This is a genomic window from Streptomyces sp. NPDC046712 (genome assembly GCF_040645695.1).
Lineage (GTDB): Bacteria > Actinomycetota > Actinomycetes > Streptomycetales > Streptomycetaceae > Streptomyces.
Window position 1 is genome coordinate 408886 of record NZ_JBEYYW010000003.1, and the last position, 23980, is coordinate 432865.

A 23980-nucleotide genomic window follows, 5' to 3' on the forward strand; every position below is an offset into this window, starting at 1 on the left:
ACGAAGGCCCCGTCCATCGGACGGGGCCTTCATTCTGTGGCTGGGGCCGGGGTCGAACCGGCGACCTATCGCTTTTCAGGCGATCGCTCGTACCAACTGAGCTACCCAGCCTGGGGTGTCCCCAGCTCGAAGAGCTAGAGGACGAGACTGTTTCCAGCCTCAGCGATCCTGACGGGACTTGAACCCGCGACCTCCACCTTGACAGGGTGGCGAGCTAACCAACTGCTCCACAGGACCTTGTGATGTGCGCGAGCACTAGTCTCGCACACGGTTATGCGTGCCCCCAACGGGATTCGAACCCGTGCTACCGCCTTGAAAGGGCGGCGTCCTGGGCCACTAGACGATGAGGGCTAGGGGCTCACCTGGGCGCTTCTCAGCGCGTCGGGGACGTGAGAAGCATATGGGATGGCGGCCGCTATCGCCAAAACGGTTTCCGCCGGGTGCCGGACCGCCGCCCCTGTCAGCCCCAGCCCAGCTCGTGGAGCCGTTCGTCGTCGATGCCGAAATGGTGGGCGATCTCGTGCACCACGGTGACGGCGACCTCGTGGACCACGTCGTCCCGGCTCTCGCAGTAGCGCAGGGTAGGGCCCATGTAGATGGAGATGCGGTCCGGCAGAACCCCGGCGTACCACTCCCCGCGCTCGGTCAGGGGCGTCCCCTCGTACAGCCCGAGGAGCTCCGGGTCCGAGGGGTCGGGTTCGTCCTCCACGAACACGGCCACGTTGTCCATGACCCGCGTGAGTTCCGGCGGGATCGTGTCCAGGGCCTGGGCCACCAGCTCTTCGAACGTGTCGCGTGTCATCTCCAGCACACCGCCATTGTCCGCGACGTCCGCCAGGTTGTGGCGTCCATTGGAGTGGCAACCTCGCGCGGAGGGTGACCCCGTGCAGGTCCGGCGGTTTTTCGGAGTATGAACAACACCCTCAAGCGCACGCTTGCCGCCGCCACCGTCACCGTCGTCGCCGCTCTCGGGATGGCGGGCACCGCCCACGCCGACTCCGGCGACATCCACGGCGTGGGCGACCTGGTCGACGTGGGCGACGTGATCAGCCTGCAGGACGTCCTCAACGACCTCGGCCTCCTCAGCACCGAGCGCGAGGTGGACGGCGTCGCCACCACCGCCGGCACGGCCAAGGCCGCGACCGCCACCACCGGCGCCAAGGGCGGCGCCCTCGGTCCCGTCGGCTCCCTCCTCGGTCTCGGGAGCTGACCGCCGCACGACCACACCGACCGATCACCACAGAACGCACCGCCCCCGGTCCTGGAGACGAATCCAGGGCCGGGGGTTCCGTCTTGGGGGGCGTGTCCCTTGTGGGGCAAAGGGAGTTGGGCAGCGAAACGTGTTCCCTCTCCCGGCTTTCCCGCCCCTTGTGTCCTGGAGGTGCCTCCGTGCGCCCTTTGCCCACCCGTGTGAGATGGGCCGCCGCCGCGTTGGCGGTCGCCGCCTGTGCCGGCCTGAGCGGCTGTATGAGTGTGAGTGACGAGGGCGCGAAGCCGGCGCCCAGCAAGTCCGCGGGGAGCAAGGGCGTGGCGGCCGAGTCGGACGGCGGGGTCGGGGTGTCGGGCCGGCACGGTGGGACCGTCGGGGGATCGGGGAAGGGCGGGCCGGACGCGGATGCCGCCGGCTCGGCCTCGCCGGTCCCGAGCGGATCCCCGTCGGCCTCCGGGAAGCCTCCGGCGGACGCCCCCGCGGGCCCTGGGGCCCGGCCGAAGCCCGGCCAGGAGCCCGGTGCGCCGGGTGGGGCCGGTGGGCCCAGTGCGCCGGGTGGGGAGGCCACCCCGCCGGTCGATCCGCCGGAGCCGACGCCCACGCCGACCCCGGAGCCGACCCCGACTCCGGAGCCCACGGCCGAGCCGACCGACAAGCCGTCCGACCCTCCGACTTCGACGCCGGGCGCGGACACCCACATGGGTGCCATGAAGGCGGCGGACGGACCGGGCGGGCAGGCGGAGCCGGAGGCGTCTCCGCAGGTCGGGCCGGTGTGACGCAGTCCGGTTTGCCATAGGTGGGGGAGGGTGCGTATGGTGGTAGATCGTTTGATCCCATTGCCCGGCGCCGACACAGAAGAGCGCCGCGTGGCGCGTACTCTCCCTAGCCGTGGCTGGACCGCATTGAGGCGGTCGATTTGCGAATTTCACGGAGTTGACGGGCGCGTGCCGAGACTCCGGAAGGTTTCGCATTTCGCATGTCCATTTTCAGTTCTGACCACGCCGTCATGCCCGAGAACGACGAGATCGTCGAGGCCGTAGAGGTCACCGAGATCGTCGAGACCGAGGCTTCCGACGCCACCGAGGCCGAGTCCTCCGAGCCCACCGTCACCTTCGCCGACCTGGGCCTGCCCGAGGGCGTCGTGCGCAAGCTCGCGCAGAACGGCGTGACCACCCCCTTCCCGATCCAGGCCGCGACCATCCCGGACGCCCTGGCCGGCAAGGACATCCTCGGCCGCGGCCGTACGGGCTCCGGCAAGACCCTCTCCTTCGGTCTGCCGACCCTGGCCCAGCTGGCCGGCGGTCACACCGAGAAGAAGAAGCCCCGCGCGGTCATCCTCACCCCGACCCGTGAGCTCGCGATGCAGGTCGCGGACGCCCTTCAGCCGTACGGCGACGTGCTCGGCCTGAAGATCAAGGTCGTCTGCGGCGGTACGTCCATGGGCAACCAGATCTACGCCCTGGAGCGCGGCGTCGACATCCTCGTCGCCACCCCGGGCCGTCTGCGCGACATCATCAACCGCGGCGCCTGCTCCCTGGAGAACGTCCAGGTCGCCGTCCTCGACGAGGCCGACCAGATGTCCGACCTGGGCTTCCTGCCCGAGGTCACCGAGCTGCTCGACCAGGTCCCCGAGGGCGGCCAGCGCATGCTCTTCTCCGCCACGATGGAGAACGAGATCGGCACGCTGGTCAAGCGCTACCTGAACAACCCGGTGAGCCACGAGGTCGACAGCGCCCAGGGCAACGTCACGACCATGACGCACCACGTCCTCGTCGTGAAGCCGAAGGACAAGGCGCCGGTCACGGCCGCCATCGCCGCCCGCAAGGGCCGCACGATCATCTTCGTGCGGACGCAGCTGGGCGCCGACCGTATCGCCGAGCAGCTCGTCGAGGCGGGCGTGAAGGCGGACGCGCTGCACGGCGGCATGACGCAGGGCGCCCGTACCCGCGTGCTCGCCGACTTCAAGGACGGCTACGTCAACGCGCTGGTCGCCACCGACGTCGCGGCCCGCGGTATCCACGTCGACGGCATCGACCTGGTCCTGAACGTGGACCCGGCCGGTGACCACAAGGACTACCTGCACCGCTCGGGCCGTACCGCCCGTGCCGGCCGCTCGGGCGTCGTGGTCTCCCTCGCCCTCCCGCACCAGCGCCGTCAGATCTTCCGTCTGATGGAGGACGCGGGCGTCGACGCCTCGCGTCACATCGTGGGCGGCGCGGGCGCGTTCGACCCGGAGGTCGCCGAGATCACCGGTGCGCGTTCGCTGACCGAGGTCCAGGCCGACTCCGCGAACAACGCCGCCAAGCAGGCCGAGCGTGAGGTCGCCGACCTCACCAAGCAGCTGGAGCGTCTGACCCGTCGCGCCGCCGAGCTCCGCGAGGAGGCCGACCGACTGGTCGCCCGTTCCGCGCGTGAGCGTGGCGAGGACCCGGAGGCCGCGGTCGCCGAGGTGACGGAGGCCGCCGAGGCCGAGGTCGCCGCGGCCGTCGTCGCCGCCGAGCCGGTCCAGGAGCGCCGCGAGGAGCGCACCCCCGCGTTCCGTGACGAGCGGGGCAACTACGAGCGCCGTGACCGCGGTGGCGACCGTGGCGGCTTCCGCCGCGACGACCGCCGTGACGACCGTGGCGGTGACCGTGGCGGCTTCCGCCGTGACGACCGTGGTGGCCGCTCCTTCGAGCGCCGTGACAACGACCGTCCGTCGGGCGGCTTCCGCCGCGACAACGACCGTCCCTCCGGCGGCTTCCGTCGGGACGACCGTCCGTCGGGTGGCTTCCGCCGCGACGACCGTCCGTCGGGTGGCTTCAACCGTGACGACCGTCCGTCGGGTGGCTTCCGCCGGGACAACGACCGTCGGGACGACCGTCCGTCGGGTGGCTTCCGCCGCGACGACCGTCCGTCCGGTGGCTTCAACCGTGACGACCGTCCGTCGGGTGGCTTCCGCCGCGACAACGACCGTCGGGACAACGACCGTGGCGGCTTCCGCCGCGACGACCGCCCGACCGGCGGCCACCGTGGCAGCGACCGCCCGTTCAACCGCGACCGTCGCGACGACCGCCCCGCGGGCGGCTTCCGCTCGGGCGGCGACCGTCCGTACGGCCGCCGTGACGACCACCGTGGCGGCGACCACCGCGGCACCGGCTCGACCGGTGGCTCCTTCGGCCGCCGCGACGACAAGCCGCGCTGGAAGCGCAACGGCTGACCGAGGGCCGGCCCCAGGCCGACCTGACCGGTTCTGATGATCGAGGCGAGGGCCCGCATCGCACCCGACCAACGGGTGGGATGCGGGCCCTCGCCCCTGGTGGGGCCCGCTCCGGCTATGCTGCGGGGGTGCCCTTGTGCTGAGGGCCGTTAGCTCAATTGGCAGAGCAGCGGACTTTTAATCCGTTGGTTGTGGGTTCGAGTCCCACACGGCCTACCTTTGACGTCAAGTCAGAACGCCCTGACCTGCAGAGATGCGGGTCGGGGCGTTGTTCTTTCCCGCATCCGGGCCGCCAGGCCGATTGCCGGAGGCGGCGCCCGCCCAGGATGTCGAACATCTGTACGGGCCCCTCTGGAGGCGAGGGAGTGACCCGCCGCCCCGTCCGGACGGTCTGATTCCGCATCTTCCGGGTGATGGTGCATCAAGTGAGAGACATGCATGCGAGTTGGCGAATATTCATTGACGCGTTTACGACAATCCTGTGATGATCATGTGTGTTCACGGGGTGGCCCTCCCCGTTTCGCACACCAAGCGGACACCTCACGCGTACCCCTGCGTGGATCCATCGGGATGCCCGGGGGGCACCCCTCGCTCGGGTACCAGCTCCAGGCCGGGGACGTCCCCGATGCCGGAGAGGGCCCACGGGAATGAGGAGTAATCGCATGCTGAAGAAGGCTCTTGGAACCGCCGCTGCCGCCGTGGCGCTGCTGGCCGTCACCACGGCCCCGGCCTCCGCCGACGAATACTGGAACCCGCATCACCGTTCATCCGGCAATGCCAACTCTTCCAAGTGCTACGTCCCCGGAGTCCAGGGCTCGATGCCGATGTGCCTGTTCTGGTACCACACCGGCACCCAGGCCGTGTGGGCCCAGGAGGGCAGCTTCTACGACCTGGCCGGCGAGAAGTTCCGTTCGAACACCGGCACCGGCTCCGGTTCGTACGTGAAGAACAACGCCACCGCCATGGAGGTCCAGTACAACCAGGGCGTCGGCGGCACCGTCTGGTTCAACAGCGGCTACGCCGGCAACTGGGACTACGCCTACGACGGCCAGGGCGGACCGCTCTACTACACCTGGAACGAGAACGCCTCGACCATGGTCGGCATCGGCACCCGCTGGTCCATCACCCTCTGACCGGTTTCTCTTCCCTACACCCCCGCTGTGCCGGGCGGCAGCCGGAATCTGCCGCCCGGCACAGCGGGCATTCTTCCCTCCCTGCCCGCTTCCCGCGCAAGGTGCCTCATGATCACGACTCGTTCCGTCCGTACCCGGCTGACCGCGGCCGTTCTCACGGTTCTCGCCGCCACCGCCTGCAGCTCCGGCGGCGAGGAGACCGGGAGCGACAGGGCGGCGCCGCCCGCCAAGGAGCAGCGAGAGGTTCCGGGCGTCGGCAAGGTCGAGGCGAAGGACACCACGAGCGACCTGGTCCTGCCGATCGACGCCTACGACGTGTCCACCGACCGCATCGTGCAGACCGGGCAGGCCCTCAACCTGCTGAAGCAGCAGTGCCTGGGCCGCTTCGGCCTGCAGATGAAGGCGCTGCCCGCCGCGACCGTCACTCAGGGCTCCGCGCACGCCCGCCGCTACGGCACCCCCGCCTCGCTCGACGTGGCCCGGAAGCACGGCTTCCATATGGCTCAGGGTGACCCGCGGGCCCTGACGTCCGATCAGATGGTGCGCCAGCCGGCCGCGGTCACCGAGGTGTTGCGCGGCCTGAAGGACGGCACCCTCGAGCCGGTGACGACGTACAACGGGATGAAGGTGCCCGAGGGCGGCTGCGCCGGGGAGGCCCAGCGCAAGCTCGCGAACGGCAAGGCCGACCGGGTCGGGCACGCCGAGACCGCCGCGGCGATCAAGGCGCGTTCCTTCGAGGTCGCCAAGAACGACCCGCGAGTGATCGCCGCCGAGAAGAAGTGGGCCGGCTGCATGACCGGCAAGGGCTACAGCGCCTACAAGAGCCCGTTCGACGCGATCGGCGACCGGAAGTGGGGCGCCCCGACGGCCACTTCGGAGGAGATCGAGACGGCGGTGGCGTCCTGGACGTGCGGCAAGGAGGCCAACGTCGTCGGCACCTGGGTCGCGGTCGAGACCGCGTACCAGCAGGACCAGATCGAGGCGAACGCCGAGACGCTCAAGGAGGAGCAGAAGGCGCTGGAGAGCGACGCCAAGCGGATCAACGAGATCGTCGCTTCGGCGGGGGCCCAGTAATGGCCCTCGGGCCGGCGGGCCGCCGCCGGGCCGGGCTCCTGACCGCGGCGGCCACCGCCCTGCTCTCCCTCGGCGGGGTGCTCGGATCCACACTGGTGAAGTCGCCGGCCCAGGCGGTCGCCGACAGCGCGCCCCCCACCCCGACCGTGATCACCACCCCGGTGGAGCGGCAGAAGCTGGTGCGCACCCTGGTGTTCCGCGGGGATTTCGCCACCGGGCGGCAGACCGAGATCGCGCCGACCGCGATCGCCGCGACCGGGAAGGACGCAGCGCAGGGCGAGAGCGCCGCGCGGAGTTCGCTGGTGGTCACCAAGGTGCTGGTGGCCGAGGGCGACCGGGCGCGGGCGGGACGGCCGCTGGCCGAGGTCTCCGGCCGTCCGGTGTTCGTCCTGCCCGGCGCACTCCCCAGCTACCGCGACCTGCTGCCGGGCATGTCCGGTGATGACGTCGACCAGCTCCAGGAGGCCCTGGCGGGCCTCGGTATCGGACGCGGAGGCGACCGGAGCGGCTACTTCGGACCGGGTACGAAGTCCGCCGTCGCCGCGCTGTACCGGCGGATGGGGTACGAGCCTCCGGTCACCGGAGCCCGGACCGAAGAGGCGGTACGGCAGGCCAGGACGGCCTGGGAGGAAGCGTCGGCGACCGTCACGCAGCTGGAGCAGGGGACTCCCGCCGGACCGGACGGGGCCGCGACGGAGAAGCGTACGGACGACGGCGGATCCGCGGCAGGATCCGGTACGGGCACGGGCCCCGGAACCGGACTGGACGGGGCCCGCAAGCGGCTGGCGGAGGCCAAGAAGGCGTACGACCTCGCTGTCGCCGCGGACGGCGTGATGCTGCCCGCCTCGGAGGCCATCTTCGTGAAGGACCTGCCGGCCCGGGTGTCCGGTCTCCCGGCTGCCGTGGGCGACCGTCTGGAGGGGCCCGTCGTGGTGCTCACCAGCGGAGGTCCCCGACTCACCGGCTACCTGGATCCGGCCCTCGAGGGACGCCTCACGCCGGGGACCCGGGTGGAGGTGACCAGCGAGACCCTGGGCATCACCGTGTCCGGGAAGGTCGCCTCGATCGGCGAGCGGGTGACTCCGGGCGACAGCAAGGACGCCAAGGGCCAGGGGCAGGGCGGCCAGGGCAAGAGCCAGAGCGAGGGCGCGGCGGCCTCGGCGAACGGGAACGCCCCCTACCTGCCGGTCACGATCACACCGGACAAGGCGTGGGACGACCGGCTGGAAGGCCACAACGTCATGATCACCGTGACCTCCGCGCTCACCGGCACCGCTGTCCTGGTCGTGCCGCAGGCCGCACTGCTGACCGGAGCGGACACCCACACCACGGTGACGGTGCAGGAGCCCGGTGGTCGTGAGCGGAAGGTACGGGTCACCGCCGGACCGTCGGCCGACGGCCTGGTCCAGGTCACCCCGGCCGGTGGCGAGACCCTGCGGCAGGGCGACCGGGTGGTGGTCGGCCGGTGAGCCCGCTGCGGCTGCCGCGCCCCTTCCGGGGGCGCGCCGCGGGCCTCGGGCCGGCCGCCGGTAACGCGTCCCCGTACCCGGGGACGACGTCGGCCCCGGGGCTCGGCGCCGGCGACTCCTCCGACCCGGTCATCCGGCTCACTGGGGTCACCCGCACCTTCCCCGGCACCGTGGAGGTGCACGCGCTGCACCCGGTCGATCTCGTCGTGGAGCGCGGCGAGTTCACCGCGATCGTCGGACCCTCCGGCTCGGGCAAGTCCACCCTGCTCAACCTGCTCGGGCTGCTCGACCGGCCGAGCTCGGGCACGTACGAACTCTCCGGCACCGATGTCGCCGGTCTGCGGGAACGACAGCGGACCGCGGCGCGGGGACACCGCATCGGCTTCGTGTTCCAGTCCTTCCATCTGCTGCCCCACCGGACGGTCACCGAGAACGTGGTCCTGGCGCAGCTCTACACCGCGACGCGCATACGGCCCCAGGTGCGGATCGAGCGGGCGCGGGAGGCGCTGGTCCGGGTGGGTCTCGGGCACCGGCTGGACGCGCTGCCCACCACGCTCTCGGGTGGCGAGCGCCAGCGTGTGGCCATCGCCCGCGCGCTGGTCAACCGGCCGGCCCTGCTGCTGTGCGACGAGCCCACCGGCAACCTCGACACCCGCACCTCAGAAATGATCATGAACCTCTTCGTCGAACTCCACGCCGAGGGCCAGACCATCGTGGTCATCACCCACGACCCGGCCGTCGCGGCCCGCGCCCAGCGCACCGTCACCCTCCGGGACGGCAGGATCGTCTCCTCGGAACCCGCCGGGCTCCCCGCCGGGGCAGCCGGATGACCGACCTGCCCGCCACCACCCGGTTCCGCGCGCGCGACCTGGTGGCCGAATCCCTGGCCGGACTGCTGCAACGGCCGGGCCGGTCCGTCCTGACCATGCTGGGCACGGTGCTCGGCGTGGGGGCGTTCGTCGCGGTCCTCGGGCTCACCTCGACCGCGACCGGGCAGATCGGCAAGGCGTTCACCACCCTGAAGGCGACCACCGTCACCGTCCTCGACCACCTTCCCGAGGACAGCACCACAGCGCCGGAGCTCCACTTTCCCGCCGACGCCGACGAACGCGTCCAGCGCCTCAACGGCGTGGAGGCGGCCGGGGTCTGGTGGCAGCCCTCCCTGCGCAACCCCTCGGTGGGCACCCGCCCCGGACGCCCGGGAGAGGACGGCGACGGGGCTCAGGGAGTACGGGTCTACGCGGCCTCGCCCGGCCTGCTGGCCGCGACGCGGGCCGAGGTCGCCTCGGGGGTGCTCTACAACGAGTTCCACCGCGGCCGGGCCGAACCGGTGTGTGTGCTGGGTGCCGGGGCGGCCCGCATCCTCGGCGTCAGCCGGGTGGACAATCAGCCGGTGGTGTTCGTGGACAACACCGCGTACACGGTCGTCGGGATCGTGGCCGACGCGGAGACCGTCCCCGAACTGATGCTGGGTGTCATCCTGCCGGAGACCACCGCGCTCCGGGCCTACGGTCCGCCGGTCGACGCACCCGCCACCATGGTGATCCGCACCAAGCCCGGGGCCGCTTCCCTGATCGCGGATCAGGCCCCGCTCGCCCTCCGTCCGGACGCCCCGCAGTACCTCACCGCCGTGCCGCCGCCCGACCCGCACACCCTGCGGGACTCCGTGGACACCTCGCTGTCCGGCCTGTTCCTGCTGCTCGCGGCGATCTGCCTGGTGATCGGGGCGGTCGGCATCGCCAACACCACGCTGGTCGCGGTCCTGGAACGACGCGGCGAGATCGGTCTGCGGCGCGCACTCGGGGCGCGCCCCTCGCACGTCGCGGGCCAGTTCCTCGCGGAGTCCACCGCGCTCGGCACGCTCGGCGGGCTGATCGGCTCGGCGATCGGGGTCGGCGTGGTGGTCGCGGTCTCCCTCGCCCAGGGCTGGACCGCGATCGTCCACCCCTACGTCGCCCTGCCCGCCCCGGTCGTCGGGTCTCTCACCGGTCTCCTCGCCGGCCTCTACCCGTCCCTGCGGGCAGCCCGCGTCGAACCCCTGGAAGCCCTCAGGCAGTAGGGGCGGGACGACACCCGGCCGGACGCACCCCGGCCGGACGACGCTCTGCCGGACCACACCCGGCCGGACGACACCCCGGCCGGGCGGCGCGCCCGGCCGGGGTGCCGGTTCTCAGCCCTCCAGTCCGGGCAGTCCCAGCGCCGCCAGGCGCTCCGGCTCCGCGATGATCTGGATCTCCACGATGTGGTCGTCCACGATCGTGAAGGCCATGAGCCCGGCCACCTGGCCGTCCACGTAGGAGAGAACGCCCGGCGTGCCGTTGATCAGCACCGTCCGGTAGGCGCGGCGGAAGCGGGCGAACGTGAGCGCCTGGTTGACGACCGCCTCGGCGCCGCGGATGACCTTCGAGAGCGCGGACACCTTGCCGCAGTCCGCCCGCAGGAGCACGTCCGGGTCGAGGACCGCGAGCAGGCCCTCGAAGTCACCGCCCTGGGAGGCGGCCATGAAGGCGTCGACGACCTGGCGCTGCCTGGTCATGTCCGGGGCAGGCGCCGGGGCCGCGCCCTGGACGCGGCGGCGGGCGCGGCTGGCGAGCTGGCGGGTCGCGGCCGGGGTGCGGTCCACGATCGGGGCTATCTCGTCGAAGGAGACCGCGAACATGTCGTGCAGGACGAACGCCAGCCGCTCCGCCGGCCCCAGCGTCTCCAGGACCACGAGCAGCGCCAGGCCCACCGAGTCGGTGAGCAGCGCCTCCTCCTCGGGGTCGCGGGTGCCGTCCCCGTCGCGGACCACCGGATCGGGGACGTAGTACTCCAGCGGGTCCTCCCGGCGCGAGGCACGCGAACGCAGCATGTCCAGGCAGACCCGTCCGACGACCGTCGTCAGCCAGCCGCTGAGGTTCTGCACGTCGCTGATGTCGGAGCGGTTGAGCTTGAACCACGCTTCCTGGACGGCGTCCTCGGCCTCGCTCAGTGAGCCCAGCATCCGGTAGGCGACCGCCTTCAGATGGGTGCGGTCGGCCTGGAAGCGCTCGGCCAGGAGGTCCTTCTCGTCCATCGGTGTCTCCCTCGTTGATGCCCGTCATCGTGATGACGGATGACGGGCGCGACATGTGACAGCGGTGCGGCGCCACGGGGCTCTTCCCGGGCCGCGGGGCGTCCGGTGCGTGAGATCCCCTCCGCCCCCCGCCGAACGCCCGGATTTCCCCGGCCGATCGGGTCCGGCGCCGGGAATTGCCACTTCAGCACCGTGATCTTCGACCGTAGATTTTCATGCATGACGACAACTGCGCAGGTCAACGCCGTACTTCGCACCCCGCCCGCCTCCCCGGCCGCCGCGGCCGCCTACTTCTCCGCCAGCCTCGCCTTCCACGCCGACGTCTCCGATGTCGCCTCCGCCGTCGCCGCCGGCGGCGAGCTGGGCTTCGTGGTCCTCGACTCCCGCTCCACCGCCTCCTGGGACCAGGGCCACGTCCCCGGCGCGATCCACCTGCCGACCGCGCTCATCGCGGAGCAGGCCGAGCAGCTGCTCGACAAGTCCGTGCCGGTGGTCACGTACTGCTGGGGGCCCGGCTGCAACGGCGCCACGCGTGCCGCGCTCGCCCTTGCCGAGCTGGGCTACCAGGTGAAGGAGATGCTCGGCGGCTTCGAGTACTGGGTCCGCGAGGGCTTCCCGTACGAGACCTGGGAGGGCCCCGCGAAGAAGGAGGCGGACCCGCTGACGGCCCCGGTCGACGCCGAGGACTGCGGCTGCTGAGCGGCTGGCGAGCCGGTGCGGGGAAAACCGATTAGGGGATCGGCTCACCATGCCGTAAGGTCATATTCACCGACGCGGGGTGGAGCAGCTCGGTAGCTCGCTGGGCTCATAACCCAGAGGTCGCAGGTTCAAATCCTGTCCCCGCTACTCAGTAGCAACGAAGGCCCGGATCCAGTCACTGGATCCGGGCCTTCGTCGTTCTCGCGAAAAGCGCCGCTTGACCTTTACGCAACGTCAAGATTTAGCGTTTTCCCCATGGAGTGGTCGATCCAGGAGATCGCCAAGAAGGCCGGCACCACCAGCCGCACCCTCCGGCACTACGGAGAGCGCGGACTGCTGGAACCGAGCCGGATCGGCGCCAACGGTTACCGGTACTACGACCAGGCGGCGCTCGTGCGGCTGCAGCGCATCCTGCTGCTGCGCGAGCTGGGGCTCTCCCTGCCCGCCATCGCCGAGGTCCTGGAAGGTCAGCGGGACACGTCCGCCGCCCTGCACACCCATCTCCTCCTCCTGGAACAGGAGCGGGAACGGATCGGGCGGCAGATCGAGGCCGTGCGGACCACTCTCCACAAGACGGAGAACGGAGAAGAACTCATGGCGGAAGAAGTGTTCGACGGATTCGATCACACGCGGTACGAGGAGGAGGTCACCGAGCGCTGGGGCCGCGACGCGTACGAGAAGGGCGACCGCTGGTGGCGCTCGCTCAGCGCCGAGGAGAAGCAGGCGTTCATGGACGAGCAGGCCGGCATCGCCCGCGACTTCGGGCAGGCGGCACGGGACGGCCTCGCCGCCGACAGCGACGAGGCGCAGGCGATCGCGCGACGCCATGTCGCATGGCTGTCGACCACGACGACGCCGACGAAGGAGTACGTGATCGGCCTCGGCCAGATGTACGTCGACGACCCGCGCTTCGGCCAGAACTACGACCAGCACGGCGAGGGCACCGTCCTCCTCGTCCGGGACGCGATGAAGGTCTACGCGGAGCGGAACCTGTAGGTCCCGCGGCGCCCGAAGTAAACACTGGCCGAAACCGGCCCGCCTCTTTGCGGCCGCGCGCTGCCGCACCGTAGGGTCACGCGCACCATGCGTGACGAGACAGTGACTGACGTACGACGGCGGGCGCCCGCCGTCCTCGTCCTGCTCGCGCTCCTCGCCCTCCTGGTGAGCGTCTGCCACGGGTCGCACGGGCACCATCTGCTCGCCTCGCCCGAAGCGACGACCGTCGCCGCCCCCGCCCTGCCGCACGGCTGTGAGACGCCTGCGGAGTCGTGGTCCTTCGACGCCCACCTGCCCGCCCAGACGGCCCCGCAGCCCGCGGCGCCCGACGTCGGCGGAGCCGTACTCCTCGCCGACGAAGAGGTCTTCCCCGCCGATCCGCACGCGCGCTGCGTCCGCGACCGGGCGGGACCCGGACCCGAGCCGGGTCGTCTGCTGATCGCCCTCGGAGTGGACCGGAACTGAGCCGGGTCGCACGACACGACCAGGCTCCCTTTCGGCGTACCACTTCAAGGACGTATCTCCGATGCCCCTGACGAACAACCTGCTGTCCGTCGCCGCGCAGACCGTCGGCAACACCCCGGTGCTGTGGATGGACGACGGCTACTGGGCCAAACTCGAAGGCTTCAATTTCGGCGGCATCAAGGACCGTGCCGCCCTGCACATGGTCGAACAGGCACGCCGCCGCGGAGAGTTGCGGCCCGGCGCGCCCATCGTCGAGTCGACCTCCGGCACGCTCGGCCTCGGCCTCGCGCTGGCCGGAGTGCTGCACGGCCACCCCGTCCATGTCGTCACCGACCCCGGTCTCGAACCGATCGTCGAGCGGATGCTCGTCGCCCACGGCGCCCGGGTGCACGTCGTGCCGGAGCCGAGCCCGCAGGGCGGCTGGCAGCAGGCCCGCATGGACCGCGTGGCCGAGCTGCTGACGAGCCTCGACGGAGCGTGGTGGCCGAACCAGTACGGCAACCCCGACAACCCCGAGGCGTACGGAGGGCTCGCCGCCGAGCTGTCCGCGCAGCTCGACCGGATCGACGTCCTGGTCTGCGCGGTGGGGACCGGCGGGCACTCCGCGGGCATCTCCCGGGCGCTGCGGGCCACGTCCAGCCCCGCCCTGGAGCTGGTCGGCGTGGACAGTGTCCACTCCACCGTCTTCGGTCTGCCGGCCGGCGAGCGGCTGATGCGCGGGCTCGGCTCCTCCATCCATCCCGGCAACGTCGACCACGCGGCCTTCGACGAGATCCACTGGGTCGGGCCGGCGGACGCGGTCCGGGCCGCCCGACGGCTGGCGTCGCGTCAGTTCGCCACGGGCGGCTGGAGCGTGGGCGCGGTCGCGCTGGTGGCCGGGTGGCTGGCCCGCACCCGGCCACGCGGGACGCGGATCGCGGCCGTCTTCCCTGACGGGCCGCAGCGGTACTTCGACACGGTCTTCAGCGACGAGTTCTGCGCGGCGCACGGACTGCTCGACGCTCCGCCGCGCGAGGAGCCCGCTGCGTACGAGGGAGAGGCGAAGGTCGACGGCTGGACCCGCCGCGTCCTGGAGCGGGTCCGATGAGCACTCAGGCGTCGGCCCCCGCCAAGGACGGGATCTGGCGGCAGAGCCGCACCTTCGAACCGGCGGTACGGCTGCTCTTCCTCAACCAGCTGACCATCAACCTCGGCTTCTACATGCTGATGCCGTACCTCGCCGCGCATCTCTCGGACGGGCTCTCCATGGCGGCCTGGGCCGTCGGGCTCGTCCTCGGCGTACGGAACCTCTCGCAGCAGGGCATGTTCCTGGTCGGCGGGGCGCTCGCCGACCGGCTCGGCTTCAAGCCGCTGATCGTCGCGGGCTGCGCGCTGCGGACGGCGGGCTTCGGGGCGCTCGCGTTCGCCCAGTCGCTGCCGGTGCTGATCGCCGCCTCGGTGGCGACGGGTCTGGCGGGGGCGTTGTTCAACCCGGCCGTGCGGGCGTACCTCGCGGCGGAGGCGGGGGAGCGGCGCGTGGAGGCGTTCGCGCTGTTCAACACGTACTACCAGGCCGGGATCCTGCTCGGGCCGCTGGTGGGGGTGGCGCTGACGGGGGTGTCGTTCCGGCTGACGTGTGTGGTGGCGGCGGTGCTGTTCGCCGTACTGACGCTGGTGCAGCTGCGGCACCTGCCGGTACGGGGGAAGGCGTCCGACGAGGACGGGGAGGTGGAGGAGCGGGGGCAGTTCCGTACGGTGCTGACCAACCGCACGTTCTGGCTCTTCTCGCTGGCGATGACCGGCTCGTACGTCCTGTCCTTCCAGGTCTATCTGGCGCTGCCGCTGGCCGCGGACAGCACGGCGGCGACGACCGCGCTGTTCGTGGTCTCCGCGCTCGTGGCGCTGGCGGGCCAGCTGCGGATCACGGCCTGGTGCAAGCGGCGGCTGAGCCGGGAGCGGTGTCTGGTCCTCGGCCTGGTGCTGATGGGCGGGGCCTTCCTGCTGCCGCCGGCCGTGCCCGGGGTCGTGGGCCTGCTGCTGTGCTCGGCGGTCCTGGCGGTCGCGAACGCGGTTCTGTACCCGTACGAGATGGACACGGTCGTCGCGCTGTCGGGCGGGCGGTGGGTGGCCACGCACTACGGGCTCTACAACACCGTGTGCGGGATCGGGATCACGCTCGGGAACCTGGGGACGGGCGTGCTGCTCGATATGACGGGGTGGTCGGCGACGCCGTGGCTGGTGCTGTGCGGGGTCGGGCTGGTGTGCGCGGGCGCGGTCCGGCTGCTGGCGCGGGGCGGACGGCTGGGCGCGGGCGGCTGACCGGGCGGGTCCGGCGCCTGGGGCCGCGGCTGACCGGGCGGGTCCGGCGTCTGACCGGGCGGGGTGGCGGCTGACGGTGCGGGGTGGCGCTGACCGGGCGGGGTGGCGGCCGACTGTGTGGGGGCGGGCGGGTGTCGCCCACTTGGCCGAGCGGGGGTCGCCACGCGGCGCGGCTCCCGCCACCCTGGGGAGGGCGCGGTACCGTCCGTCGCCGTGGCCGGACCGGGCAGGAGAGCACAGGTGGGGCAGCAGGTGGCGGGAAACGGGGAAACCAAGAACCCGCGCCCCCGCGCCGAGCGTGCCCGCCGGTTCGTCCGCGCCCTGCCGCCGTTGGTCATCGTGGGCGGCATCGTCTTCGACCTCTCCACGCCGGCGGCCTACACGGCTTCGCCGATGTTCTCGGCCGCGCCGCTCATCGCCGCCCCGTTCTTCTCGATGCTGACCACCCTGCTCACCGGCATCGCGGCCGTCCTCGCCAGCGTGGGCCTGCACATCTACAACCACACCGTCGACGAGATCCCGGCGCTCACCGAGAGCCTGACCGTCTTCACGGTCTCGGCGCTCGCCCTGCTCGTCAACCGGGTCGTGCGGCGCAGCGGCGAGCGGCTCGCCTCCGCCCGCGTGATCGCGGCGACCGCCCAGAAGGCGGTCCTGCCCACGCCCGCCGAGCGGATCGGCGGGCTGCAGGTCGCGGCCCGCTACGAGGCCGCGCAGGCGGACGCGTTCATCGGCGGCGACCTCTTCGCCGTCCAGGACACGCCGTACGGGGTACGGCTCGTGGTCGGCGACGTCCGGGGCAAGGGGCTCGACGCGGTCGAGGCCGTCGCCGTCGTCATCGGCGCCTTCCGGGAGGCGGCCGAGCAGGAGGCGACGCTGGAGGGCGTCGCGCAGCGTCTGGAGCGGGCTCTGGCCCGGGAGGGGACCCGGCGCGACGGCCTGGACGCCTTCGAGGGGTTCACCACCGCCGTCCTGGCCGAGATCCCGCGCGGCGCCGGTCTCGTACGGGTGGTGAACCGCGGTCATCCCGAGCCGTTGCTGCTGTACGCGGACGGGAGTCTGGCGCTTCTGGAGCCGAGCGAGGCGGCGCTGCCCCTGGGCATGGGCGAGCTGGCCGCGTGGCCGGACCGGGCCGACGAGACCCCGTACCCGCCGGGCACGACGCTGCTGCTCTACACCGACGGGCTCTCCGAAGCCCGCGATGCCGAGGGGGCCTTCTACGATCCCGCCGAGCGGCTCTCCGGGCGGATCTTCCCGGGGCCCGAGGAGCTGCTCGACGCGATCGTGGACGACGTCCGCCGGTACACGGGCGGGGGTTCGACGGACGACATGGCGCTGCTCGCGGTGAGCCGTCCGGCGGCGGGGCAGCCGGAGCGGCGGCGGACGATGCCGGTGGTTCCGTGACCATCCGTAGTGGAGAGGTACCGCTGCGATAACAATTGATACATCGTCAGATTCCCTGCCCTGCGGCGGGCTCTTGCTGAAGCGGGATCAAATCGGGCTGTACCAGCTCAATCTCGTGAATGATCAACCAGAACAGCTTGGAATCCGGCCCCCGTGTCTATTAACGTTCGATAACGCAGCGCGGTCGTCCCAGCCGTCGTAAGAGACGGCACCGTGCGCACGCGCCGAATCCTGAAAAGGAACCGGGGAACCACCACTTGGGGTGAATCGGGCACTTTCGCACCTGTGCGACAGCGCCCGTAGGAGACCTTCCTGCTCCGAACCCGTCAGCTAACCCGGTAGGCGAGAAGGAAGGAAAGGAGTACGCCTCCGTGGCGTCCAACACCCCTGCCCCCGAAGCCCACTTCGATGCGTTCGGTGCCTCGGGTGCCGCCGGTTCGGACGACGACGCCACGACCTGGGGGGAGTGGAACCCCACCGAGGACTCCCTCCGTCAGCAGGCCCGCTCCGGTGGCCGCCACCGGGTCGTGAAGCAGCGCTCCGGCTTCGCCCGCTCCTCCACCGTCCTCGGCGTCGGTGTCATCGCGGCGGTCGGCGCGGGTGGCATGGCCACCGCCAAGGAGAAGCCCCCGGTCTCCATCTCGCTCCCGGACCTGAACCTGCCGGACGCCTCCGACCTCCCGGGCGTCGGCGAGTTCATCTCCGACGGGGACGAGGACGCGAACGGCACGGGTTCCGGGACGAACAACCCGCAGCCGCTCACCGCCTCCCTCGCCCTCCCCGCCGACGCGGCGGCGAAGACCGACGGCGGCTCCGCGTCCGAGTCCACCGCCGACGCCGGCGAGGCGCTGCGCGCGCGCATCCTCCAGCAGGCCGAGCAGCAGCAGGCCTCCGCCGACGCCGCCGAGAAGGCCGAGGCGGAGAAGCTGGCCGCCGAGAAGGCCGCGGCCGAGGCGGCGGCGAAGGTCGAAGCGGCCGAGAAGGCGGCGGCCGAGGCGAAGCAGAAGGCGGAGGAGGAAGCGGCCGCCAAGGCCGAGGCGGAGCGCCTGGCCAAGCTCGCGGCGAGCTACTCCCTGCCCACCTCCTCGTACACCCTCACCTCCACGTACGGCCAGTCCGGCTCCATGTGGTCCTCCGGCTACCACACCGGCCTCGACTTCGCGGCGCCCACCGGCACCCCGGTCAAGGCGGTGCACGGCGGCACGATCAAGTCGGCGGGCTGGTCCGGCTCCTACGGCTACCGGATCGTCCTGGAGCTGGAGGACGGTTCGGAGGTCTGGTACGCGCACCTGTCCTCGATGACGGTGAACGTGGGCCAGTCCGTGGGCACCGGCGAGACGATCGGCCGCGTGGGTGCGACCGGCAACGTGACCGGCCCGCACCTGCACCTGGAGGTCCACACCGCGGGCGGCGACGGCATCGACCCGGCCGCCTGGCTGCGCGACAAGGGCCTGTCGGTCTGAGTCTCCGACGCGATCACGCGCCGGCTCCGCCCAGGGCCTGTCCGACCCCTGATCCGCCGGACAGGCCCTAACTGCGGTACGGGTTGTAGCCGCCGTAGTCCAGGTACTGCGGCGGCGCCCAGACCTGGCCGGTCGCCCGCGCCGCATACGTCAACGCGGGAGAGGCGACCGCCTTGCGCTGCCAGAGGTGGTGGAGCAGCTCCTGCTCGCGGGCAGTGAAGTCCGGGCCGGCCGCGCCGCGCTGGGCACGGTGGCGCAGGAAGGCGAGGGTCGTCGCGAACGCCTCGTACTCCCCGACCGCGGTGGCGGCCGGCAGGCCGTACGTGCGACGGGCGAAGTCACGGGCGAGGGAACGGGCCCGCATCGAGGACAGCGCGAGCGGCTCGGCCGGGGAGAGCCAGCCCGCCGCCGCGTAGGCCGGGAGCTGCCCGGATATCGTGCGCAGCTCCCGCTGTCTGCTCCATATCGCCAGCCAGGTCAGCAGACCGAAGGCGGGCACCATGAACATCCCGTACACGGCGAAGAAGCCCAACGGCCCCAGGATCGACGCCGAGCTGTTCCACAGGGCGTGCACGCCCATCGCGAGGACGAGGCCGGTCACCGGGAGCAGGACGCGCCGCACGCGCTGACGCCGGGTGGCGAGGGCCGCGAAGCCGAAGCCGAGGCCGGTGAGCACCGTGAAGAGCGGATGGGCGAACGGCGACATCACGATCCGTACGAAGAAGGTCCCGGCGGTCACCGAACCGATGCCGGACGTGCCGATCTCCTGGTCCTCGCCGAAGGCCCGGCCGAGATAGAGGATGTTCTCGGTGAAGGCGAAACCGCTGGCGGTGAGGCCGGCGATCACGACGCCGTCGACGAGACCGGTGAACTCACGGCGGCGGAGCAGGAAGATCAGCAGCACGGCGGCCGCCTTGGCGCTCTCCTCCACGACCGGCGCCACGACCGTGGCGCCGAGGGTGTCGGCGGAGGTCGGGTCGGCCGTGGCGGTCGCTATCCAGCGGACGGCGAAGGAGTTCGCGAGGATCGCGACGAGCGCGGCGGCGAAGGCGCCCCAGCAGAACGCGAAGATCAGGTTCCGCCAGGGGCCGGGTTCGACGCGGTCGAGCCAGCGGAAGGCGGCCACGAGGAGAGGGACGGGCAGGACGGCCAGGCCGAGACCGACGAGGAAGCCCTCGGTGCCGGTCTGCTCCCGCACCATCGCCAGGATCACCAGCGCGCAGAGCGTGAGCACGGCGGCCACGGCGACGATCCGGACCACCTTGCTGCGCCAGAAGGCGCGACGGGGCCGGTAGCGCCATTGGGCGCGGTCCGGGACGGCCGGGAAGGCCGGCTCCTCGGTGTCCCGGGCAGGGACGGGCACGTGGTTCGACACGTGAGTGACCCTAACGAGGTGCACTGACACCCCGCGAGCAAGTTCTATTTCCTGTGGAAAAGCAGGTCGTGCACGACGTGGCCCTTGTCGAGGCCCTGCCCCTCGAAGCGGGTGAGGGGACGGAAGGCGGGGCGGGGCGCGTAGCCGCCGTCGGCCTGGGTGTTCTCGAAGTCGGGGTGGGCGGAGAGGACCTCGAGCATCTGCTCGGCGTACTCCTCCCAGTCGGTGGCGCAGTGCAGCACGGCACCGGGCTTCATCCGGGTCGCGAGCAGGGTGAGGAACTCGGGCTGGATGAGGCGCCGCTTGTTGTGACGCTTCTTGGGCCAGGGGTCCGGGAAGTAGACGCGGCAGCCGTCGAGGGAGTCGGCGGCGAGCATCTCGCGGAGCAGGATGATCGCGTCGCCGTTGGCGACCCGGACGTTCTCCAGGCCGTTCCGGTCGGCGAGACCGAGGAGGTTGCCCTGGCCGGGGGTGTGCACGTCCACGGCGAGGATGCCGGTACCGGGGTCGGCGGCGGCCATCTGGGCGGTGGCCTCGCCCATGCCGAAGCCGATCTCCAGGACGACGGGCAGACCGTCGAACATCTCGGTCAGATCGAGGACCCGCTTGCCGTCGATGTCCAGGCCCCAGTCGGGCCAGCGCTTGAGCATCGCCTCGGCCTGACCGGCGGTGACGCGGCTGCGACGGGGCTGGAAGCTGCGGATGCGCCGCTCGTGGTGCGAGCCGGCGGGATCGGGCAGGGGCCCTTCCCCCGCGGCGAACATCCGGCTACCGCGCCGGGCGACGACGGGCTCGGCGACGGACTGCGTGGCGGTTTCTCGAGACTCAGACACAATGCCCCGATTCTACGGCGTGTCGGAGAAAGCCCGCGGGCCTCCGGCGGCGGCCCTCTGTCGGGGGCCCGGAGTGAGGCGGGCCTCCCCCGCAGGCCCCGGAGCGAGGCGGTTGGGGCAGGGCGAAGGGGCGCGAACGACGGGCTACAAGAAGGCCAGGGCCCTGCGGGCGACCTCGCGGCCGATCGGGAGGGACGCCGTCGCCGCAGGGCTCGGCGCGTTCAGGACGTGGACCGTCCGCGGAGCCTCGCGGATCAGGAAGTCGTCCAGCAGCGTCCCGTCCCGCAGTACCGCCTGTGCCCGCACCCCCGCCTGGGCCCGCCGCAGATCCGTTTCCTCCACCACCGGCAGCAGCCTGCGCACCGCCTCCGTGAAGGCCCGCTTCGACAGCGACCGGCGCAGCTCGCCCGCGCCGTACCGCCAGTGCTCCCGCGCGATCTGCCACGACCCCGGCCATGCCAGCGTCCCCGCCAGATCGCCGGGCCGGACGACCGACCAGCCGTATCCCTCCCGGGCCAGCGCCGGGACCGCGTTCGGCCCCACATGCACGCCGCCGTCGACGCCCCGGGTCAGATGGACCCCCAGGAAGGGGAAGGCCGGGTCCGGCACCGGGTACACCAGGCCGCGGACCAGCGAGGGGTCCGCCAGCTCGTAGTACTCCCCCCGGAAAGGGACTATCCGCATCCCCGGCTCGTCGCCGGCGAGCCGCGCCACCCGGTCGCAGTGCAGCCCCGCGCAGTTCACCAGGACCCGTCCCCGCACCACCGTCCCGGCCGCCGTGCGGACGGCGACGCCCCACGGTCGCCGGTCGACCGCGGCGACCTCGGAGCCGTACAGGATGCGCGCCCCTGAGGACTCGGCGAGCTGCGCCGCCACCGCTCCGTAGTCGCAGATGCCGGTCGTGCCGACATGGATCGCGGCGAGGCCCCGCACCCGCGGCTCGTACTCGGTGATCTGCGCGGGGCCCAGCTCACGCACCGGGATGCCGTTCTCCCGGCCGCGCTGCACGAGTGCGTGCAGCCGGGGCAGCTCGTCGCGTCCCGTCGCGACGATCAGCTTGCCGGTCACCTCGTACGGCAGGCCGTACTCCGCGCAGAACTTGACCATCTCGGCCGCGCCGGCGACCGCGAACCGTGCCTTCAGGGACCCGGGGCGGTAGTAGATCCCGCTGTGGATCACCCCGCTGTTCCGCCCCGTCTGGTGGCGGGCCGGGCCGTGCTCCTTCTCCAGGACCGTGACACGAGTGCCGGGCGCGGCGCGGGTCAGGGCGTACGCCGTCGACAGCCCGACGATCCCGCCGCCGACGACGAGCACGTCGCAGTCCACGTCGCGTACGGACACCGACACCTGCACCACCTCCCACCCCGATAGTGCACTGACCCACTGACAAAGCCGCTAAACCCGGTGGGACACGCCTCACGCCGGAGTGTCGCGGGAGTCACGCCGGGGTCATCAGCAGCGGGCGGGCCCGCTCGCGCAGCTCCATGACCCTCGGCTCGTCCCCGTACGGCTCCAGCCGGTGCAGCAGATCCCGTACGTACTCGGTCGTCCGGGCGGACGAGATCCGGCCCGCCACCTCCACCGCGCGCGTGCCGGCCGCGCAGGCCGCGTCCAGATTGCCCGACTCCAGCTCGGCGACCGCGGACACCACGAGCCGCAGCCCGTGCGAGCGGACGAACTCCTCCGTCGGCCGGGACAGCGCCTGCTCGGTGAAGCGGCGCACCTGGCGCGGCGCCTTCAGGTCGCGATAGCACTCGGCGGCGTCCGCGCAGAACCGGTCGTACGAGTAGAAGCCCAGCCAGGACGGGTCGGCGTCGCCCTCCCGCGAGCGCTCCAGCCAGCCCTCGGCCGCCTTGAGCGCGGCCGCGGCCGCCACCCCGTCGTTGGCCTTGGCGTGCGCCCGGGCCTCGACGAGCCGGAAGAAGGACATGGTGCGGGCGGTGGCGAGCCCGCGGTTGCGCTCCAGGGCGGCCTGGGCGAGGTCCACGCCCTCGTCGGCGAAGCCCCGGTAGGTGGCCTGGAGCGACATGGAGGCGAGGACGTATCCGCCGAGCGGTACGTCGGCGGCGGCGCGGGCCAGGCGCAGCGCCTGGATGTAGTAGCGCTGGGCGGCCTCCTGCTGGCCGGTGTCGAAGGCCATCCAGCCGGCCAGCCGGGTCAGCTCCGCCGTCGCCCCGAACAGTGCCCGGCCGACCTCGTCCGAGTACGAGCCGAGCAGCAGCGGCGCGGCATCGACCCGTAAGCACTCCGGGACCATCGAGGAACGCCAGTCGCCGCCCCCGTACTTGGAGTCCCAGCGGCGCGCGTCCTCCGCGGCCTCACGGAGCTTGGCGACATCGCTGTGCCCCACGCGCGCGTGGGGGCCGGTCTCGGGTCCTTCGGGCGCCGGTCCGTCGGCGGGTTCGAGCAGGCGCTCCACGGAGGAGTCGGCGGGCGTTATCAGCCACCGCGAGGCGGGCGTCGCGTAGGCGCTGACCGCGAACGATCCGGCCAGCGACTGCCAGATCCCGCCGCCACCCGCCCGCCGGCCGGCGAGGTCCAGCCGGTACAGCTCGGTGGCCGAGCGGACCGCCTCGCCCACGTCGCGAGGGAAGGCGAGACCCACCTCGGGCGCCGGATCGGCGTCGGCGAGGCCGATCTCGTGCAGCGGCACCGGCCGACCGAGCTTCTGGCCGATCGCGGCGGCGATCAGATGCGGGGCGGCGCCCTGCGGCACCATGCCCTTCGACACCCACCGGGCCACGGAGGTCTTGTCGTACCGAAGCGTCAGTCCCCGCTGCGCACCGAGGTCGTTGACGCGCCGGGCGAGGCCGGCGTTGCTGATTCCCGCGAGGGCGAGAACCGTGCCGAGCTTTTCGTTCGGCCCGCGTTGCTCCCTGGACATGACGCCACCCCTCGACACCCAAGACGGCCGCCACGACGCCGGGCATAGGCGTGCGGCATTCGTAAACACAGCGTAGTTCGCCGGATCCCGACCGTTAAGGGGCGGAGTTCCGTATGGCGGGATTGTTGTGTGAACAGACGGATGGGGGCCGGATGGCGTAGTGGCGTCGGCGCGGGGAGCGCCGGACGGCGCTCGTGGGGCGGCTCCGGGCGCGTGCTCCGGTTGTGTGGCCGTGCGCCCGGCCGTGCGCTCTCGCCCGGTCGGCGGGGGAGCGCTTCCATGAGTGCTGCGTGGGTCGGCCCACCGGCTGTGGACCGGTGGGCTGGGGGACACCGTCGCCCCATTCCCCGCGGGCGGCGGACGGCTCCGGGAGGCGAACAGCGCCTCCCGGACTGCCGGACACTCCTCCCGAACCGCCGGACACTC

21 protein-coding genes, 5 tRNA genes and 1 riboswitch are annotated in these 23980 nt (G+C 72.0%); of the genes, 17 read left to right on the top strand and 9 right to left on the bottom strand.

The features are described from left to right. Positions 1-37 precede the first annotated feature (37 nt). From ABZ939_RS06430 to ABZ939_RS06445, 4 genes are all read right to left on the bottom strand, one after another. Positions 38-111, bottom strand: a tRNA-Phe gene (locus ABZ939_RS06430). Positions 112-163: 52 nt separating this feature from the next. Continuing rightward, positions 164-237 (bottom strand) — tRNA-Asp (locus tag ABZ939_RS06435). Positions 238-278: 41 nt separating this feature from the next. Next, positions 279-351: transfer RNA gene (locus tag ABZ939_RS06440), tRNA-Glu, on the bottom strand. Positions 352-460: 109 nt separating this feature from the next. Continuing rightward, entirely contained in the window at positions 461-811 is a 351-nt protein-coding gene (locus tag ABZ939_RS06445) for a metallopeptidase family protein (RefSeq protein WP_361849906.1), read from the bottom strand. A gap of 99 nt (positions 812-910) precedes the next feature. Between ABZ939_RS06445 and ABZ939_RS06450 the strand changes: the two genes are divergently transcribed. The 9 genes from ABZ939_RS06450 to ABZ939_RS06490 all read left to right on the top strand — a co-directional run bounded on the left by ABZ939_RS06450 (position 911) and on the right by ABZ939_RS06490 (position 10144). Next, positions 911-1210, top strand: coding sequence for a hypothetical protein (locus tag ABZ939_RS06450; protein WP_361849908.1), 300 nt, complete (start codon positions 911-913; stop codon positions 1208-1210). A gap of 257 nt (positions 1211-1467) precedes the next feature. Further along, positions 1468-1986 carry a hypothetical protein gene (locus ABZ939_RS06455; RefSeq protein WP_361849910.1) on the top strand — a complete coding sequence of 173 codons (519 nt, stop codon included), beginning with the start codon at positions 1468-1470 and terminating at the stop codon, positions 1984-1986. A gap of 200 nt (positions 1987-2186) precedes the next feature. Further along, a complete protein-coding gene (locus ABZ939_RS06460) occupies positions 2187-4409 on the top strand; it encodes a DEAD/DEAH box helicase (RefSeq protein ID WP_361849912.1) in 2223 nt (740 codons plus the stop codon). Positions 4410-4552: 143 nt separating this feature from the next. Beyond that, positions 4553-4625, top strand: a tRNA-Lys gene (locus ABZ939_RS06465). A gap of 446 nt (positions 4626-5071) precedes the next feature. Next, positions 5072-5542, top strand: a complete 471-nt coding sequence (locus ABZ939_RS06470) for a hypothetical protein (protein ID WP_361849914.1) — start codon at positions 5072-5074, stop codon at positions 5540-5542. Between the two features lie 108 nt (positions 5543-5650). Next, entirely contained in the window at positions 5651-6616 is a 966-nt protein-coding gene (locus ABZ939_RS06475; RefSeq protein WP_361849916.1) for a hypothetical protein, read from the top strand. After that, positions 6616-8085 carry a peptidoglycan-binding domain-containing protein gene (locus ABZ939_RS06480; RefSeq protein ID WP_361849918.1) on the top strand — a complete coding sequence of 490 codons (1470 nt, stop codon included), beginning with the start codon at positions 6616-6618 and terminating at the stop codon, positions 8083-8085. The genes ABZ939_RS06475 and ABZ939_RS06480 overlap by 1 nt, the downstream gene beginning before the upstream one ends. A gap of 170 nt (positions 8086-8255) precedes the next feature. Then, positions 8256-8915 carry an ABC transporter ATP-binding protein gene (locus ABZ939_RS06485; RefSeq protein WP_361849995.1) on the top strand — a complete coding sequence of 220 codons (660 nt, stop codon included), beginning with the start codon at positions 8256-8258 and terminating at the stop codon, positions 8913-8915. Beyond that, positions 8912-10144 (top strand): ABC transporter permease, encoded by a 1233-nt coding sequence (locus ABZ939_RS06490; RefSeq protein WP_361849920.1) that lies wholly within the window; start codon positions 8912-8914, stop codon positions 10142-10144. Before ABZ939_RS06485 ends, ABZ939_RS06490 begins: the two co-directional genes overlap by 4 nt. A 111-nt stretch (positions 10145-10255) precedes the next feature. On the opposite strand, the gene sigJ is transcribed toward ABZ939_RS06490, so the two are convergent. Next, the gene (gene sigJ / locus ABZ939_RS06495; RefSeq protein ID WP_361849922.1) at positions 10256-11140 is read right to left on the bottom strand and encodes an RNA polymerase sigma factor SigJ; all 885 of its coding nucleotides are present in this window, start codon (positions 11138-11140) and stop codon (positions 10256-10258) included. Positions 11141-11359: 219 nt separating this feature from the next. Here sigJ and ABZ939_RS06500 point away from each other — a divergent pair, with 219 nt between their 5' ends. The 8 genes from ABZ939_RS06500 (at position 11360) to ABZ939_RS06535 (ending at position 18462) form a co-directional block, all read left to right on the top strand. Further along, the gene (locus tag ABZ939_RS06500; RefSeq protein WP_361849924.1) at positions 11360-11839 is read left to right on the top strand and encodes a rhodanese-like domain-containing protein; all 480 of its coding nucleotides are present in this window, start codon (positions 11360-11362) and stop codon (positions 11837-11839) included. A gap of 73 nt (positions 11840-11912) precedes the next feature. Continuing rightward, positions 11913-11986, top strand: a tRNA-Met gene (locus tag ABZ939_RS06505). A 108-nt stretch (positions 11987-12094) separates the two neighbouring features. Next, complete coding sequence (locus tag ABZ939_RS06510; RefSeq protein WP_361849926.1) at positions 12095-12835, top strand: MerR family transcriptional regulator; 741 nt, start codon at positions 12095-12097, stop codon at positions 12833-12835. A gap of 87 nt (positions 12836-12922) precedes the next feature. Then, positions 12923-13300 carry a hypothetical protein gene (locus ABZ939_RS06515; RefSeq protein ID WP_361849928.1) on the top strand — a complete coding sequence of 126 codons (378 nt, stop codon included), beginning with the start codon at positions 12923-12925 and terminating at the stop codon, positions 13298-13300. Positions 13301-13361: 61 nt separating this feature from the next. After that, complete coding sequence (locus tag ABZ939_RS06520) at positions 13362-14387, top strand: PLP-dependent cysteine synthase family protein (protein WP_361849930.1); 1026 nt, start codon at positions 13362-13364, stop codon at positions 14385-14387. Beyond that, positions 14384-15598 carry an MFS transporter gene (locus tag ABZ939_RS06525; RefSeq protein ID WP_361849932.1) on the top strand — a complete coding sequence of 405 codons (1215 nt, stop codon included), beginning with the start codon at positions 14384-14386 and terminating at the stop codon, positions 15596-15598. The genes ABZ939_RS06520 and ABZ939_RS06525 overlap by 4 nt, the downstream gene beginning before the upstream one ends. A gap of 252 nt (positions 15599-15850) precedes the next feature. Beyond that, a complete protein-coding gene (locus ABZ939_RS06530) occupies positions 15851-16999 on the top strand; it encodes a PP2C family protein-serine/threonine phosphatase (RefSeq protein WP_361849997.1) in 1149 nt (382 codons plus the stop codon). A gap of 212 nt (positions 17000-17211) precedes the next feature. Next, positions 17212-17359: riboswitch (cyclic di-AMP (ydaO/yuaA leader) on the top strand. Between the two features lie 11 nt (positions 17360-17370). Beyond that, positions 17371-18462: a M23 family metallopeptidase gene (locus ABZ939_RS06535; protein WP_361849934.1), complete on the top strand. Its 1092-nt coding sequence runs from the start codon at positions 17371-17373 to the stop codon at positions 18460-18462. A gap of 67 nt (positions 18463-18529) precedes the next feature. Here the strand turns inward: ABZ939_RS06535 and ABZ939_RS06540 are convergent, their stop codons facing one another. The 4 genes from ABZ939_RS06540 to ABZ939_RS06555 all read right to left on the bottom strand — a co-directional run bounded on the left by ABZ939_RS06540 (position 18530) and on the right by ABZ939_RS06555 (position 23554). After that, the gene (locus tag ABZ939_RS06540) at positions 18530-19837 is read right to left on the bottom strand and encodes a PrsW family intramembrane metalloprotease (protein WP_361849936.1); all 1308 of its coding nucleotides are present in this window, start codon (positions 19835-19837) and stop codon (positions 18530-18532) included. Positions 19838-19881: 44 nt separating this feature from the next. Further along, positions 19882-20601, bottom strand: a complete 720-nt coding sequence (gene trmB / locus ABZ939_RS06545) for a tRNA (guanosine(46)-N7)-methyltransferase TrmB (protein ID WP_361849999.1) — start codon at positions 20599-20601, stop codon at positions 19882-19884. 213 nt (positions 20602-20814) lie between these two features. Beyond that, positions 20815-22017, bottom strand: a complete 1203-nt coding sequence (gene lhgO, locus ABZ939_RS06550; RefSeq protein WP_361849938.1) for an L-2-hydroxyglutarate oxidase — start codon at positions 22015-22017, stop codon at positions 20815-20817. Between the two features lie 91 nt (positions 22018-22108). Continuing rightward, positions 22109-23554 carry an MFS transporter gene (locus ABZ939_RS06555; protein WP_361849940.1) on the bottom strand — a complete coding sequence of 482 codons (1446 nt, stop codon included), beginning with the start codon at positions 23552-23554 and terminating at the stop codon, positions 22109-22111. Positions 23555-23980 lie beyond the last annotated feature (426 nt).

Bases quoted from the DNA above. Each gene is read 5' to 3' on its own strand.
- ABZ939_RS06510 (WP_361849926.1), top strand. From the start codon at position 12,095: ATGGAGTGGTCGATCCAGGAGATCGCCAAGAAGGCCGGCACCACCAGC.
- ABZ939_RS06500 (WP_361849924.1), top strand. From the start codon at position 11,360: ATGACGACAACTGCGCAGGTCAACGCCGTACTTCGCACCCCGCCCGCC.
- ABZ939_RS06555 (WP_361849940.1), bottom strand. From the start codon at position 23,554: ATGTCCAGGGAGCAACGCGGGCCGAACGAAAAGCTCGGCACGGTTCTC.
- ABZ939_RS06480 (WP_361849918.1), top strand. From the start codon at position 6,616: ATGGCCCTCGGGCCGGCGGGCCGCCGCCGGGCCGGGCTCCTGACCGCG.
- sigJ (WP_361849922.1), bottom strand. From the start codon at position 11,140: ATGGACGAGAAGGACCTCCTGGCCGAGCGCTTCCAGGCCGACCGCACC.
- ABZ939_RS06515 (WP_361849928.1), top strand. From the start codon at position 12,923: ATGCGTGACGAGACAGTGACTGACGTACGACGGCGGGCGCCCGCCGTC.
- ABZ939_RS06520 (WP_361849930.1), top strand. From the start codon at position 13,362: ATGCCCCTGACGAACAACCTGCTGTCCGTCGCCGCGCAGACCGTCGGC.
- ABZ939_RS06490 (WP_361849920.1), top strand. From the start codon at position 8,912: ATGACCGACCTGCCCGCCACCACCCGGTTCCGCGCGCGCGACCTGGTG.
- trmB (WP_361849999.1), bottom strand. From the start codon at position 20,601: ATGTTCGCCGCGGGGGAAGGGCCCCTGCCCGATCCCGCCGGCTCGCAC.
- ABZ939_RS06470 (WP_361849914.1), top strand. From the start codon at position 5,072: ATGCTGAAGAAGGCTCTTGGAACCGCCGCTGCCGCCGTGGCGCTGCTG.
- ABZ939_RS06455 (WP_361849910.1), top strand. From the start codon at position 1,468: ATGAGTGTGAGTGACGAGGGCGCGAAGCCGGCGCCCAGCAAGTCCGCG.
- ABZ939_RS06475 (WP_361849916.1), top strand. From the start codon at position 5,651: ATGATCACGACTCGTTCCGTCCGTACCCGGCTGACCGCGGCCGTTCTC.
- ABZ939_RS06460 (WP_361849912.1), top strand. From the start codon at position 2,187: ATGTCCATTTTCAGTTCTGACCACGCCGTCATGCCCGAGAACGACGAG.
- ABZ939_RS06450 (WP_361849908.1), top strand. From the start codon at position 911: ATGAACAACACCCTCAAGCGCACGCTTGCCGCCGCCACCGTCACCGTC.
- ABZ939_RS06525 (WP_361849932.1), top strand. From the start codon at position 14,384: ATGAGCACTCAGGCGTCGGCCCCCGCCAAGGACGGGATCTGGCGGCAG.